11 protein-coding genes are annotated in these 14,082 nt (G+C 67.0%); 8 read left to right on the forward strand and 3 right to left on the reverse strand.

Features of this window, described 5'->3' with window-relative positions:
• From AC3ANX_RS02370 to AC3ANX_RS02385, 4 genes are all read left to right on the forward strand, one after another.
• A complete protein-coding gene (locus AC3ANX_RS02370; RefSeq protein WP_488335431.1) occupies positions 1-864 on the forward strand; it encodes a CheR family methyltransferase in 864 nt (287 codons plus the stop codon).
• The gene (locus AC3ANX_RS02375; RefSeq protein ID WP_488335432.1) at positions 861-1,892 is read left to right on the forward strand and encodes a protein-glutamate methylesterase/protein-glutamine glutaminase; all 1,032 of its coding nucleotides are present in this window, start codon (positions 861-863) and stop codon (positions 1,890-1,892) included. Before AC3ANX_RS02370 ends, AC3ANX_RS02375 begins: the two co-directional genes overlap by 4 nt.
• 14 nt (positions 1,893-1,906) lie before the next feature.
• On the forward strand, positions 1,907-2,296 hold the full coding sequence (locus tag AC3ANX_RS02380; RefSeq protein WP_488335433.1) for a response regulator: 390 nt from the start codon (positions 1,907-1,909) through the stop codon (positions 2,294-2,296).
• A gap of 270 nt (positions 2,297-2,566) precedes the next feature.
• A complete protein-coding gene (locus AC3ANX_RS02385) occupies positions 2,567-6,091 on the forward strand; it encodes a GAF domain-containing protein (RefSeq protein ID WP_488335434.1) in 3,525 nt (1,174 codons plus the stop codon).
• A 188-nt stretch (positions 6,092-6,279) separates the two neighbouring features.
• Here AC3ANX_RS02385 and AC3ANX_RS02390 read toward each other — a convergent pair whose 3' ends face one another.
• From AC3ANX_RS02390 to AC3ANX_RS02400, 3 genes are read right to left on the reverse strand one after another with little or no spacing between them, the layout of a single operon-like run.
• Positions 6,280-8,364, reverse strand: coding sequence for a malate synthase G (locus AC3ANX_RS02390; RefSeq protein WP_488335435.1), 2,085 nt, complete (start codon positions 8,362-8,364; stop codon positions 6,280-6,282).
• The gene (locus AC3ANX_RS02395) at positions 8,364-8,537 is read right to left on the reverse strand and encodes a hypothetical protein (RefSeq protein WP_488335436.1); all 174 of its coding nucleotides are present in this window, start codon (positions 8,535-8,537) and stop codon (positions 8,364-8,366) included. The genes AC3ANX_RS02390 and AC3ANX_RS02395 overlap by 1 nt, the downstream gene beginning before the upstream one ends.
• A gap of 28 nt (positions 8,538-8,565) precedes the next feature.
• Positions 8,566-10,161, reverse strand: a complete 1,596-nt coding sequence (locus AC3ANX_RS02400; RefSeq protein WP_488335437.1) for an isocitrate lyase — start codon at positions 10,159-10,161, stop codon at positions 8,566-8,568.
• Between the two features lie 126 nt (positions 10,162-10,287).
• On the opposite strand from AC3ANX_RS02400, the gene AC3ANX_RS02405 reads away from it, so the two are divergent.
• The 4 genes from AC3ANX_RS02405 (at position 10,288) to AC3ANX_RS02420 (ending at position 14,062) form a co-directional block, all read left to right on the forward strand.
• Positions 10,288-11,685: a helix-turn-helix domain-containing protein gene (locus AC3ANX_RS02405; protein ID WP_488335438.1), complete on the forward strand. Its 1,398-nt coding sequence runs from the start codon at positions 10,288-10,290 to the stop codon at positions 11,683-11,685.
• A 173-nt stretch (positions 11,686-11,858) separates the two neighbouring features.
• Complete coding sequence (locus tag AC3ANX_RS02410; RefSeq protein ID WP_488335439.1) at positions 11,859-12,200, forward strand: hypothetical protein; 342 nt, start codon at positions 11,859-11,861, stop codon at positions 12,198-12,200.
• Positions 12,201-12,307: 107 nt separating this feature from the next.
• A complete protein-coding gene (locus tag AC3ANX_RS02415; RefSeq protein WP_488335440.1) occupies positions 12,308-13,420 on the forward strand; it encodes a metallophosphoesterase in 1,113 nt (370 codons plus the stop codon).
• Positions 13,421-13,507: 87 nt separating this feature from the next.
• On the forward strand, positions 13,508-14,062 hold the full coding sequence (locus AC3ANX_RS02420) for a DUF2076 domain-containing protein (RefSeq protein ID WP_488335441.1): 555 nt from the start codon (positions 13,508-13,510) through the stop codon (positions 14,060-14,062).
• The last annotated feature ends 20 nt before the right edge of the window (positions 14,063-14,082 follow it).

The following is a 14,082-nucleotide window of genomic DNA, read 5'->3' on the forward strand; positions in this document are numbered from 1 at the left end:
ATGAGCCTCAGAACCGACGGAATGGTCGGCATCGCCGCGCCGCGGCTGGAGGCGCGGGAATTCGCCGCCATCGCTGCCGTGATGCAGAGCGACGCGCGCATTCACCTGAGCGAAGGCAAGATTACGCTTGTGCATTCCCGGCTGGCGCGGCGCTTGCGGGAGCGGGGCTGTGCGGACTTTCGCGAATATGTCCGAGTCGTCCAGTCCGACGCGGCGGAGCGTGCGGCGATGGTCGTCGCGCTGACCACCAATCACACGCATTTCTTCCGCGAGAACCACCATTTCGACCACTTGCGCCGGGTCGTCAAACCCTGGCTTGAAAAACGCGCGCTGCACCAGCCTGTGCGAATCTGGTCGGCGGGCTGCTCGAGCGGCGAGGAGGTCTATACGATCGCGATGTGCCTGCTCGGCGAGGACCGTGCGCAGGCGACATGGCTGCGTCGCGGCACCGTGAAGCTGCTCGCCACCGATCTCGCGCCGCATGTGGTCGAGGCGGCCAGCCTCGGGGTTTACCCTTCGGCGGCGGTCGATGCGGTGCCGCCCGCATACCGTGCCGCATGGATGCGGCAGGTCGGCGATAGCTGGCACATGGCGGACGATGCCCGCGAACTCGTCACGGCGAAGGTGCTGAACCTGTTCGGGCCGTGGCCGATGCGCCAGCGCTACGACGTCATCTTCTGTCGCAACGTCATGATCTACTTCGATGACGCTGCGAAAGCGGAGTTGGAAGCCCGCTTCGTCGATCTGCTCGCGCCCGGAGGCTATCTTTACATCGGCCACTCGGAGCGCCTGATCGGCCCCGCCTCGTACGCCATGCGCCCATGCGGGCAGACAGCGTACGTCAAACAGACGTCCGACACATGAGCGCGCGCGTTCGCACGCTCGTGGTCGATGACAGTGCATCGATGCGGGCGGTACTCAACCGGATCCTGTCGGCGGATCCCGAAATCGAGGTGGTCGGCCTCGCGCCCGAACCGCACGCCGCGCGCGAGATGGTCAAGGCGCTCAATCCGGACGTCATGATGCTCGACATCGAGATGCCGGGGATGGACGGTCTTTCCTTTCTGGAGAAGGTCATGCGTCTCCGGCCGATGCCGGTGGTCATGTGCTCCACGCTGACCGCGCGTGGGGCGGATGTCACGATCGAGGCGCTTCGGTTGGGCGCGGTCGATTGCATCGGCAAACCGGCGGGCGATCCGCTCGAAATCGCCCAGCACGCCGCCTTGCTGTGTCAGACCGTGAAGGCTGCCGCACGCTCGTCGGTTCGGCCGCGTGCGTCGCGTCCGCAGACCGTCACGCCACAGGTGAAGCCGGGCGAGGCGCAGCGGGACTGCGTCATCGCGATCGGCGCGTCGACGGGGGGCGTGGAAGCGCTGTTCACGATCCTGTCCGCGCTCCCGATCGACTGCCCGCCCGTTCTCGTCGTCCAGCATATGCCGGCGGCGTTCACGGGGAGTTTCGCCGCCCGGCTGAACCGGGACTGCAAGGTCAATGTCGTGGAAGCGACCGACGGCCAGCCAATTCAGCGCGGCACCGTCTATATCGCACCGGGAGGCGAGCGCCACATGGAGCTGGCAGGAGGGTTGCGAGGGCGGATCAAATTACGTCGCGGCAGCGCGGTTGCCGGCCATCGACCCTCGATCGACGTCTTGTTCAATTCAGTCGTTAGCGTGGGCGAGGCTGCCGTCGGCGTGATCTTGACGGGCATGGGAAGCGACGGTGCCGAAGGCCTGCTGGCCTTGCGGTCCGCCGGCGCGCGGACCCTTGGCCAATCCGCTGCAAGCTGCGTTGTCTATGGGATGCCGCGCAGCGCGTTCGAACGCGGTGCGGTCCAAAAAGAAGTCGGCCTCTCGGCCATGGCGGACGCGATCCTTCGCGCTGACCGCAAGTAATCTGGAGAAAATACATGCCCGCCGCTTCTGCGATTAAGGTCATGATCGTGGACGATCAGCAGAGCATGCGCATCATGCTCCGCAGCAATCTTCAGGACCTTGGGTTCAGGGACGTTCGTGACAAATCTTCGGCCACCGACGCTCTTGGCGCGGTGCGCGCCGACCGTGTTCACCTCATCATATCGGATTACAACATGCCGGATATGGACGGGCTTCAATTCCTTGAGGAGGTCCGCAAGGACACGGTCATCGGCAAGACGGTCTTCATCATGCTGACGGGATCGTCGGACCGGGAGGTCGTGCAACGTGCCGCAGCGCTTGGCGTCAACAACTATCTGGTCAAGCCTTTTGCTCCGGCGGCATTGCGGGAGAAGATCGAGCGCATCTTCGGCGCGCTGACCTGATGCGACGCGAGCGACTGCGCGCGCAAATCTAAGGAGGAGCGGATGTCCTTTTGGGGCCGGACCCGACCGGCTTGGCCGATGCGGTGTCCGCGAAGCGCGTCGCGCACGCCGATGGTATCGCGCTCGGACATGCGGACGATCAGGCATGACGGCACGATCGATCCGCGCTAGTTAACGCGACAGTTCACGATTATCTGCTTGGGCTAACCTGCAGAAAGGACCACGTTGGCTTCTGTTCCGGTCCCAACTTTCTACGACCGCCTACATACGATGGGCGGCGATGTCGGGCGCATCATGGCGGAGCGGGACTGGTCTGCGTCGCCGCTCGGTGCGCCGGATAGCTGGCCACAATCGCTGCGCGCAGTGGCGGGATTGCTGCTCGGCTCCAAGTTCCCGATGTTTGTTGCATGGGGTGTCGAACTCGGGTTCCTCTACAACGATGCCTATGCTGAAATCCTGGGTGCCAAGCACCCGGCCGCGCTGGGCGCACGCTTCCAGGACATCTGGTCGGAAATCTGGCCCGAGATCTCACCGCTGATCGATGCGGCGCTCGCAGGCGAGGCGACCTACCGGGAGGATCTGCCGCTCGTCATGAACCGGCGCGGCTATGACGAGCAGACCTGGTTCACCTTCTCCTACTCACCCGTGTACGATGAACACGGCGGCGTTGCAGGCATGTTCTGCGCGGTGGCCGAAACGACCGGCAAGGTGCTTGCCGAAAGACGACAAACTTTCACCGTCTCGCTGGGCGATACGCTGGCGAAGCTTTCCGATCCGCTGGCGCTGATGATCGCCGCGGCAGGGCTCCTCGGGCAGCATCTTGAGGTCGGGCGCGCGGGCTATGGCGAGATCGACGGGTCGGGCGAGGTCGTGTCGGTCGCCCGAGACTGGACGGATGGCGCGATGGCCTCGCTCGCGGGCGAGGCGCGGGTGCTCGACGCATTCGGTCCCGAGGTCATCGGCGAGCTTCGCGCCGGGCGCACGCTCGTCGTCGACGACTGCCGGGAAGACCCGCGAACATCGCACCCTGAGTATCTGGTTACCTGGGAGGGGATCGGCACGCGCGCGCTCATCGTCGCGCCGCTGCTGAGTGCCGGCCGGTTGGTCGCGATCCTTTACGCGCATTCGGCGGCACCCCGGTCGTGGTCCGAACTCGAGGTGCGCCTCGTCGAGGATGCCGGCGCGCGAACCTGGGCGGCGGTCGAGCGCGCGCGTGCCGAGGCGGCCTTGCGCGAGAGCGAGGCCGCGCTCGTCATCGAAGTCGAGGCTCTCGGCCGTTTGCAGGACGTCAGCACGCGGCTGGTCGGCGATGAGACTCCGCAGGCGATCTACGATGCGATCCTCACGGCTGCGACCGATGTGATGGGGTCCGAATGCGCCAGCATCCAAATGCTGGATGCCGCAGGCGATCTGCAACTTCTGGCGCATCGGGGCTACGATCCGCGATCGGCAGCGTATTGGCAGACGGTCGACGCCAGCTCGCAGAGCACCTGTGGCATCGCGCTGAACACCGGCGAACGCGTTGTCGTACATGACGTCGAAGACAGCGGTCTTGTCGCGGACAGCGGCGACCTTCAGTCCTACCGCTGGACGGGTATGCGCGCGGTGCAAACGACGCCGCTGCTGTCACGCTCCGGCAAGCCGCTCGGCATGTTGTCGACTCATTGGAAGCGCCCGCATACGCCATCCCGTCGCGACCATAAGCTGTTCGACGTGCTGGCCCGCCAGGCTGCCGATGCGATCGAGCGAACGGCGGCGCAGGCGGAGCTTCGCGAAAGCGAGGGCCGGCAGGCGTTCCTGCTTTCCTTGTCCGACGCGCTTCGTGCTCTGAAGAGCCCGACGGAAATCGCGTCGGTGGCAGCCGAGCAGCTCGGTCGGCGTTTCGGCCTCAACCGCGTGTTCTACGCGGAATTCTTCGGCAGCCTAATGAAAGTCGAACGCGACTTTGCCCACGGCGTCGAATCGATCGCAGGCGAACACGATCTCGAGGCGTTCGGCCCGGAACTGCTGGGGGCCTATCACGAATGCCCCGTCGTGAAGGTCGACGATGTTCGCACGGACCCCAGGTTCAGCGACGAAGCCCGCGCGGGGCTCCAGGTCCGGCAGGTGCGGTCCTACCTCGATGTGGTGTTGTTCGAGGAGGATCAGTGGGTCAGTCTCCTCGCCTTGCAGAGCGCCACGCCACGCACGTGGACCGTCTCTGAGGAAGGGGTGTTCCGCGAGGTAGGCGAGCGGGTGAGGGCCGCCATCGAACGCGCCCGCGGGGAGGACCAGCTCCGGGAACTTAACGAGACGCTTGAGCGGCGCGTGGCCGAGACATCGGCAGATCTCGACCGGGTGTGGCGCAACGCGACCGACATCTTCGTCGTCATTGATCGGGACGGTGCGTTCCGGCGCGTCAATCCGGCTGCAACGGCGATCCTCGGCTGGCCTGAGGCCGAGATGATCGGGCGGAACGTCTTCGATTTCGTTTACCCGGACGACGTGCCTGCAACCACGCGTGCGCTGGAGCATGCCAGAGGCGACGTGCTGCCGACGTTCGAGAACCGGTATCGCACCCGGGGCGGCGGCGTAAGGACGATCGCGTGGGTCGCCGCACCCGAGAGCGACTTGATCTACGCCTATGGTCGCGACGTAACCTCGGAGCGAGAGCACCAGGCCGAACTCGCTGTTGCGCAGGAAGCGCTTCGGCAGGCGCAGAAGATGGAAGCGATGGGGCAGCTCACCGGTGGCGTCGCGCACGATTTCAACAATCTGCTGACGCCGATCGTCGGCTCGCTCGACATGCTGCTACGCAAGCAACTGGGCGGCGAGCGGGAGCAGCGCCTGATCGCGGGGGCGATGCAGTCGGCGGAGCGGGCGAAGACGCTGGTGCAGCGGCTGCTCGCCTTCGCGCGCCGTCAGCCGCTTCAACCGATGCCGGTCGATCTTGCGACGCTCGTGAACGGGATGGGCGACCTGATCGCCAGCACGACAGGCCCGCAGATCAAGGTTCTGGTCGACGCACCGGACGGCCTGCCGCCGGCCAAGGCCGATCCGAACCAGCTTGAGATGGCACTTCTGAACCTCGCCGTGAACGCGCGCGACGCCATGGGGGACGGTGGCGGTACGCTGCGCATCTCGACCGGGGTGGAGACTGTGGACACGGGCCATCGGACCAAGCTGACACCCGGCACATACCTGTACCTGTCGGTCGCCGACACTGGCGCAGGCATGGACGATGCGACGATCGCGCGCGCGGTCGAGCCTTTCTTCTCGACCAAGGGCATCGGCAAGGGAACCGGTCTCGGCCTATCGATGGTACACGGACTCTCCCTGCAACTCGGCGGCGCGCTTACAATACAGAGTCGGTTGGGCCTCGGCACCAATATCGAGCTATGGCTACCCCGTAGCCTGGCGGCGGCGGACGCCGCGACTCAGGCTGTGACGCCGCTACAGCTTCCGGACCGGTGCGGAACGGTGCTGCTCGTCGACGACGAGGAACTCGTGAGGATGAGCACAGCCGATATGCTGCACGACCTCGGCTATTCCGTCATCGAAGCCGCATCGGGCGAGGACGCGCTCCGTCTCATGAACGATGGCACCCACTTTGACTTGCTCGTGACCGATCATCTGATGCCCGGTCTCAACGGAACGGATCTCGCGCGCGAGGTGCGGGAAGCCAGACCCCGGCTGCCTGTGCTCCTGGTATCCGGCTACGCCGAGCACGAGGGGCTCGACCCCGATCTTCCGCGATTGACCAAGCCGTTCCGCAAGGATGAGCTGGCATCGGGGATCGCTCAGATCGCCTCCTAGCAACCGGCTCGATCATGCGGGCTGGCTGAGGCCCGATGTTCGGACGGTAGATAGCGAGGCGTTGGGGCGCGCGCGCAACCCCGGTTCGCGGCTGACGTCGGCGCTGAACGGCGATGTTCGCCTGTGCCGTGGAAGCCGTGAGCCATCGGAGCGGCATCGGCCACCTGAAGAGGCATATCCGGTCGCGCCTAAGCGTCTGCCTTCACCCGCGCGCGCCAGGCGTGGAGCAGCGGCTCGGTATAGCCGTTCGGCTGGCCGCGCCCGTCCAGCACCAGCGCGCGCGCGGCTTCGAACGCGGGCGTAGCGATGTCTCCCGCGCGCATCGGGCGATACGACGGATCACCGGCGTTCTGAACGTCGACCTTGCCCGCCATGCGGACCAGCGCCTGTTCGACCTCTTCGGGCGCGGCGATGCCGTGGAGCAGCCAGTTGGCCATGTGCTGCGCGGAGATGCGCAAGGTGGCACGATCCTCCATCAACCCCACGTCGTGGATGTCGGGAACCTTGGAACAGCCCACGCCCTGATCGACCCAGCGCACCACATAGCCGAGAATGCCTTGCGCATTGTTGTCGAGCTCCTCGCGCACCTCGTCGGGGTTCCAGTTGCGGCCGAGCGCGACCGGCGGCGTGAGCAGCGCGGACAGCGCGGCGACGGGTTCTTCCGCGCGCGCCGCCTGTCGCGCGGCAACGTCGATGCGGTGATAGTGGGTCGCGTGCAGCGTCGCCGCGGCCGGGCTCGGCACCCAGGCGGTGTTGGCGCCGCTCATCGGATGCGCGACCTTCTGCGCGAGCATGTCGGCCATGCGATCGGGCGCGGCCCACATACCCTTGCCGATCTGCGCGCGGCCGGCGAAGCCGCAGGCGAGGCCGATCTGCACGTTACGGTTCTCGTACGCGATGATCCACTCGCTGGTCTTCATCTCGCCCTTGCGCAGCATCGGGCCAGCACGCATCGCGGTGTGGATCTCGTCGCCGGTGCGATCGAGGAAGCCGGTGTTGATGAACACCACGCGATCCTTGACCGCGTGGATGCACGCGGCGAGGTTCGCGCTGGTGCGGCGCTCCTCGTCCATTACGCCGACCTTGATGGTGTGGCGCGCGAGGCCGAGCAGATCCTCGACCGCGTCGAACAGCCGGTTTGTGAACGCCGCCTCGTCGGGGCCGTGCATCTTGGGTTTGACGATGTAGATCGATCCCGCCCGGCTGTTGCGCGCGCCGCCCGGCCGCCGCAGATCGTGCAGCGCGATCAGGCTGGTGACGATCGCGTCGAGAAGCCCCTCGGGCGCGTCGCTGCCATCGCGCAGGCGCACCGCCGGCGTCGTCATCAGATGGCCGACGTTGCGCACGAACAGCAGGCTGCGGCCGGGCAGCACGATCTCGTCGCCGGCCGGCGTGGTGTAGCGACGGTCCGCCGCCAGCCGCCGCGTGACCGTGCGGTCGCCCTTGGCGAAGCTGGCCTCGAGATCGCCGCGCATCAGGCCGAGCCAGTTGGCATAGGCGGCGACCTTGTCCTCGGCGTCGACCGCAGCGATCGAATCCTCGAAATCGCAGATCGTGGTGAGCGCGGATTCGAGCAGCACATCGGCGATGCCGGCGGGGTCGGTCGCGCCGATCGGATGGGCGCGGTCGATCGCCACCTCGATGTGCAGGCCGTGGTGGCGGAACAGCAGGGTCTCGCCGCTGCGGCCGATCCACTGCGCGGGATCGGCCAGCACCGGGTCGCCGCCACGCCACTCCGCCCAGCTGCCTTGGGCGAGCGGCACCGCCGCGTCGAGCAACGCCTTGGCCCAGACGACCACCTTCGCGCCGCGCAGCGTGTCGTACGGGCCGGGGGCGGGCGGTTCGCCCAGCGCGTCGGTGCCGTAAAGCGCGTCGTACAGGCTGCCCCAGCGCGCATTGGCGGCGTTGAGCAGGAAGCGTGCGTTCAGCACCGGCACGACGAGTTGCGGCCCGGCGGCGATCACTTCCGCATCGATTGGGCCGGGCGCGATGGTGAACGGCGCCGGTTCCGGCTGGAGATAGCCGATCGCGCGCAGGAACGCCTCGTCGGCGGGATCGCCGGTATCGTACCGCGCGTCGATCGCCGCCTGGAGTTCGTCGCGCCTTGCCAGCAGCGCGCGGTTCTCGGGCGTGAAGCGGGCGAACACCTCTGCCGCGCCGGCCCAGAACGCATCCGCCGCGATGCCGGTGCCGGGCAGCACCTGATCCTCGATAAAGGCCGCGAGGCGCGGATCGACCGACAGTCCCGCCCGATCCCACAGGTGCGCCAGCATCAAAGCCGCCCAAGCCGGTGATAGAGGTTGCTGTACTTGACCGAATCCGGGCTGTCCTGAACCTCGGGGCGTTGCAGATGCGTCATCACCGCCGCCTTGAGCAGCTTGAAATCCTCGGTCGAGAAGACGGCGCGGACGGCGGTGGGCTGCGAGCTTTGCGTGTCGGTGGTCATGGTCTGGCTCCTGTGCTGGGCGTGTCGGTCACGCCGCGAACTGGTTCATCGTGTTGTGTGCGCCGCCGGCCTTCAGCGCGGCCTCGCCCGCAAAATACTCCTTGTGATCGTCGCCGATGTCCGAGCCCGACATGTTCTGGTGCTTGACGCAGGCGATGCCTTCGCGAATCTCCTTGCGCTGCACGCCCGCGACATAGCCGAGCATGCCCGCATCGCCGAAATACTCGCGCGCGAGCATGTCTGTCGACAGCGCCGCGGTGTGATAGGTCGGCAACGTGATGAGGTGGTGGAAGATGCCGGCGCGCGCGCTCGCGTCCTTCTGAAAGGTGCGGATGCGGTCGTCCGCCTCCTGCGCCAGATCGGTGCCGTCGTAGATCACGCTCATCAGCGCACCGCGCTCATAGCCGGAGACGTCGCGGCCCCTCTCGACCCAGCCGTCATACACCTGCTGGCGGAAGTTGAGCGTCCAGTTGAACGAAGGCGAGTTGTTATAGACCAGCTTCGCGTCGGGAACGACCGCGCGGATGCGGTCGACCATGGCTGCGATTTGCTCGATATGCGGCTTCTCGGTCTCGATCCACAACAGGTCGGCACCGTTCTGGAGGCTGGTGATGCAGTCGAGCACGCAGCGATCCTCACCGGTGCCGGCGCGGAACTGGAACAGGTTGGAGGGCAGGCGCTTCGGGCGCATCAGCGCACCGTCACGCTCGATCACGACGTCGCCGCGCAGGCTCGACAGGTCAGTGACCGGCTCGCAATCAAGGAAGCTGTTATACTGGTCGCCGATATCGCCGGCTTCCTTCGAAAAGGCGATCTGCTTGGTCAGGCCGGCGCCGAGCGAGTCGGTGCGGGCAACGATGATGCCGTCCTCCACGCCGAGTTCGAGGAACGCGTAGCGGCAGGCACGGATCTTGGCGAGGAAGTCCTCGTGCGGGACCGTCACCTTGCCGTCCTGATGACCGCACTGCTTCTCGTCCGACACCTGGTTCTCGATCTGGAGCGCGCACGCACCCGCCTCGATCATCTTGCGGGCGAGCAGGTAGGTCGCCTCGGCGTTGCCGAACCCCGCGTCGATATCGGCGATGATCGGCACGACATGCGTCTGGAAGCCGTCGATCTTCGCCGTGATCTCCGCCTCCCGCGCGGCATCGCTGGCATCGCGCGCGGCGTCGAGATCGTGGAACAGCAGCCCGAGTTCGCGCGCATCCGCCTGTTTGAGGAAGGTGTACAGCTCCTCGATCAGCGCGGGCACGCTGGTCTTCTCGTGCATCGACTGATCGGGCAGGGGGCCGAAGCCGGACCGCAGCGCAGCGACCATCCAGCCCGACAGATACAGATACTTGCCGCGCGTAGAGCCGAAGTGCTTCTTGATCGAGATGAGCTTCTGCTGCCCGATGAAGCCGTGCCAGCACCCCAGCGACTGCGTGTAGCGCGCGGGATCGGCATCATAGTCGGCCATGTCGCTGCGCATGATCCGCGCGGTGTAGCGCGCGATATCGAGTCCGGTTCGAAAGCGGTTCTGGAGACGCATGCGTGCGACCGCTTCGCCCGAAATGCCGTTCCAGCTCGGGCCGTTCGCGGCGATGATGTCGCGCGTGTCGGTGACAAGGCTCTGGTAGGTCATGCGGTCCCTCGTTGATTGCGTCTGTCGCTTGCATGGCTAGCGTCGGCGCTCCGCGTAAGGACGATCATTGACGTTCGGACATGATGCGACTTGTATTGCTTGTCACACTATGACAGCCTGATTGCCATGACGCCGCAAGCCGACCGCAAGCTCTATCTTGGCCCCCGCCTGCGGCTGCTGCGCCGCGAACTCGGGCTCAACCAGACGCAGATGGCGGAGGAGTTGGGCGTCTCGCCGAGCTACCTCAACCATCTCGAACGCAACCAGCGGCCGTTCACCGCGCAGATGCTGCTGCGCCTCGCCGACACCTACGACGTCGACATGCGCGGCTTCGTCGCAGCGGCGAACGAAGCCTCGTCGAGCAATCTCCACGAGATTTTCGCCGATGCCTTGGTCCGCGACATCGGCGTGCCGCGTCAGGACGTCCTTGAGATCGCCGAAAACTATCCGAACATGGTCGAGGCGTTGACGCGGCTGTACCGTGCGCTCACCGACTTGCGGCAGGTGCCGGAGCGGGTGGAGACGGCGGGCGCGCTCGGCGCGCGGGTGGCGTCGCCGCTGGCGTGGCTGCGCGACTGGCTGGATACGCGGCGCAACCACTTCGCCGACCTCGACACGGCGGCGGAGGCGCTGGCGGTGGGGCTCGGCGACGATCCCGATACGCTGCGCGAGGCGATGGTGCGGCGTTTGCGCGACGATCATGGTATCGGCGTGCGGATCGTCGGGCGCGAGGTGCTGGCCGATGCGGTGCGGCATTACGATTACCACCGGCGGCGTCTGATGCTCGCCGAGACGCTGCCCGCAGCAAGCCGGCTGTTCGAGATCGCGGCGCGATTGGCGAGCGAACAGTTGAGCGCGCCGCTCTCCGCCGCGATCACCGCCGCCGCGCCGCCCGATGCGGAAGCGCGCGCGCTCGCGCAGCAGGCGCTCGTCAACTACGCCGCGGCTGCGATCGTGATGCCCTATGCCCGGTTCCACGCCGCCGCGGAGGCGAGCCGGTACGACATGGACCTGCTCGCCGCGCGCTTCGGCGTGTCGTACGAACAGGCCGCGCACCGCCTGACCACGCTCGACCGGCCGGGCGCGCGGGGCGTGCCGCTGTTCCTGCTTAAACTCGACGTCGCCGGCAATGTCGCGAAGCGTTTTTCGGGAGACGCGATGCCGCTCGCCCGCTTCGGCGGTGGCTGCCCGCGCTGGCGCATCCACCGCGCCTTTCGCCGCGTCGGCGAAACCGTGGTCGATCGCGTCGCGATGCCCGACGGCGCGACCTACCTCAGCTGGGCTCGCGCGCTGGTGCGTAGCGGAGACCGCGAGCCGACGATGATCGTGCTCGGTTGCGAAGCCCGGCAGGCGGCCCGGGTGCTTTACGGCGACCACGCGGGTGCCCCGACGCCGATCGGACCTGCCTGCCACCTGTGCGAGCGGATCGACTGCACCGACCGGTCGCTGCCGCCGATCACGCGCTCGATGGAGTTCAATCCCGTGCGCAAGCCGCGCGCGCCCTATGCGTTTCGGGCGATCTGAAACGCATGCTCGCTTGCCTGCGCCGTTCGTCTCGCCGGCCTGACGGTCGTCGCGTGCGTTCGTAGCAAGTCGCCAGCCCGTATCGTCTGTCCCCGCGGCGCATCAACGGTACCAACTACACGCACGTCACCTCTAAGATTACCTACATCCTCAACCCGACTACGGGCGCGTCGGTGACGGCGGATCTGGTCGGTCTGTCGAAGAACGCGGCCAACGCAACGCTCTATTTCGACATCGGCAAGGTGAGCGTGCGCGGATCGGTCGCGTATCGCAGCGGCTTCCTCACCGCGATCCCCGGTGCCAACGTCGGCAACGACGTGAGCGGCACGCACCCGATCACCACCGTCGACGCGGCGGCGTCCTATGCGGTGACGAGCCACCTCAAGCTGAAGCTCGAAGGGCTCAATCTCACCGACGTGTTTACCGATCAATATGTCGATTCGAGCCGCGACAGCCCGAGCAATGATGTCCACACCGGGCGGCAGATCAACTTCGGCTTCCTCTACAAGTTCTGATCCGCCGGGTGCCGGCGGCGGGTTGCGTTCGTGCCCCCGCCGCCACATCTGCCTGACCGTCGGCGGCGCTTGCGGCTCCACGTCGCACGACGGCAAGAAGAGGCACGATGTTCCACATAATGTTTGCGCTGCCCTGGCTGTACGTCGTCCTGCGCTGGCTGCTGCCGCTGCCGTGGGACGGCGCGGTCAAGATCGTGGTGGCGCTCGTGCTGCTGGCGGCTGCGCAATTCCACCTGTGGAGCCGGCTGTCGTCGGGATCGGTGTTCGCGCCCGAGTTTCCAAGGGCAGTGGTGGTGCTGTTCAACTGGGCGTTCGGCGCGATCACGCTGCTCGCGGTGTTTCAGATCGCGCTCGATCTGGCGGGGCTGGTCGCGATGGTTGCCGGAGCGGGCACGGGCGTATGGGTGGCGCCGCGCTATGCCGCCGCGTTCGCCGCGTTCGCGCTGGCGGCGCTCGGCGTGGCGCAGGCGGCGCGGGTGCCGCCGCTTGAGGACGTGACGGTCGCGATTCCCGATCTGCCCGCCGCGTTCGAGGGCTATACGCTGGTCCAGCTTACCGATCTGCACATCAGCCGCCTGTTCCCCGAACGGTGGACGCGCGCGGTGGTCGACGCCACCAACCGGCTCGGCGTCGATCTGATCGTGGTGACGGGCGACGTGATCGACGGCAGCGTCGCCGCCCGGCGCGCGGGCGTCGCGCCGCTGCGCGATCTGCGCGCACCTGACGGCGTGTATCTGATCCCCGGCAACCACGAATATCTTTCCGGCTATGACGCGTGGATGGCGCACCTCGCCGGGCTCGGCATGCGGGTGCTCGCCAATGCGCATGCGGTCATCACGCGCGACGGGGCCAAGCTCGTGCTCGCGGGTGTGACCGACCGCTCGGCGCGGGGCGCGGGCAAGCCGCTGCCCGATCTCGATGCGGCGCTTGCCGGTAAGCCGGACGGTGCGCCGGTCGTGCTGCTCGACCATGAACCGGGCGGCGCACGCGCGGCGGCGCAGCGTGGCGTCGCGTTGCAACTGTCCGGACACACGCATGGCGGCATGATCGTCGGCCTCGACCGGCTCGTCGCGCGCGGCAACGGCGGGTTCGTGTCGGGGCGGTATGCGGTCGACGGCATGACGCTGTACGTCAACAACGGCACCGGCATCTGGCCGGGCTTCGCGCTGCGGCTCGGCAAGCGCTCCGAACTGACGCGGATCACCTTGCGGCGCGCCTGAGATGAATTCGCCGTCACGATTGCGCGACATGGTTGAAGGCGGGCTTGCGCCCAACGATCTCTGCCGCCTCCAATGCGAGGAATGGACATGAACCCTGAGGAACGCGCACTTCTCACCAATTTCCTGAACGAACTGGTCGCCGCGCGCGGCGTCGCCAAGGACGGCGAGGCGGACGGCATGATCCGGCAGGCGCTCGCCGCCAATCCCGATGCGAGCTACGTGCTGGTGCAGCATGCGATCGTGGCGGATCAGTCGCTCCACGCCGCGCAGGCGCGCATCGCCGATCTTGAGCGGCAGGTCGCCCAGCAGCAGGCGCAGCCGACGTCGAACAGCTTCCTGCCGCCCGCGTCCGGCCCGTGGGGTGGCAGCGCGCAGCAATCCTATGCGCCGCCCCCGCCCGAGGAGCGGCCCGGAATCCTGTCGGGCGGCGGCGGGCTCGGCAGCTTCCTGCGAACCGCCGGCACCACCGCGGCGGGCGTGGCGGGCGGCGAGATGCTGTTCAGCGGCCTGTCCGACCTGTTCGGTGGGCACCGTGGCGGCATATTCGGCGGTGGCGGGCAGGGCTTCATGGGCGCGCCCGAGGAGAATGTCGTCATCAACAATTATGGTGATGACGACGGCGACGATCGCGCCGACTGGTAGCGGGGGTGCGGCGCGGCCGG

Source organism: Sphingomonas sp. BRN-1R (genome assembly GCF_057748035.1).

Excerpts from the sequence above, each read along its gene's own strand:
- AC3ANX_RS02400 (WP_488335437.1), bottom strand. The coding sequence starts at position 10,161 with ATGACCTACCAGAGCCTTGTCACCGACACGCGCGACATCATCGCCGCG.
- AC3ANX_RS02380 (WP_488335433.1), top strand. The coding sequence starts at position 1,907 with ATGCCCGCCGCTTCTGCGATTAAGGTCATGATCGTGGACGATCAGCAG.
- AC3ANX_RS02420 (WP_488335441.1), top strand. The coding sequence starts at position 13,508 with ATGAACCCTGAGGAACGCGCACTTCTCACCAATTTCCTGAACGAACTG.
- AC3ANX_RS02405 (WP_488335438.1), top strand. The coding sequence starts at position 10,288 with ATGACGCCGCAAGCCGACCGCAAGCTCTATCTTGGCCCCCGCCTGCGG.
- AC3ANX_RS02415 (WP_488335440.1), top strand. The coding sequence starts at position 12,308 with ATGTTCCACATAATGTTTGCGCTGCCCTGGCTGTACGTCGTCCTGCGC.
- AC3ANX_RS02370 (WP_488335431.1), top strand. The coding sequence starts at position 1 with ATGAGCCTCAGAACCGACGGAATGGTCGGCATCGCCGCGCCGCGGCTG.
- AC3ANX_RS02375 (WP_488335432.1), top strand. The coding sequence starts at position 861 with ATGAGCGCGCGCGTTCGCACGCTCGTGGTCGATGACAGTGCATCGATG.
- AC3ANX_RS02395 (WP_488335436.1), bottom strand. The coding sequence starts at position 8,537 with ATGACCACCGACACGCAAAGCTCGCAGCCCACCGCCGTCCGCGCCGTC.
- AC3ANX_RS02390 (WP_488335435.1), bottom strand. The coding sequence starts at position 8,364 with ATGCTGGCGCACCTGTGGGATCGGGCGGGACTGTCGGTCGATCCGCGC.
- AC3ANX_RS02385 (WP_488335434.1), top strand. The coding sequence starts at position 2,567 with ATGGGCGGCGATGTCGGGCGCATCATGGCGGAGCGGGACTGGTCTGCG.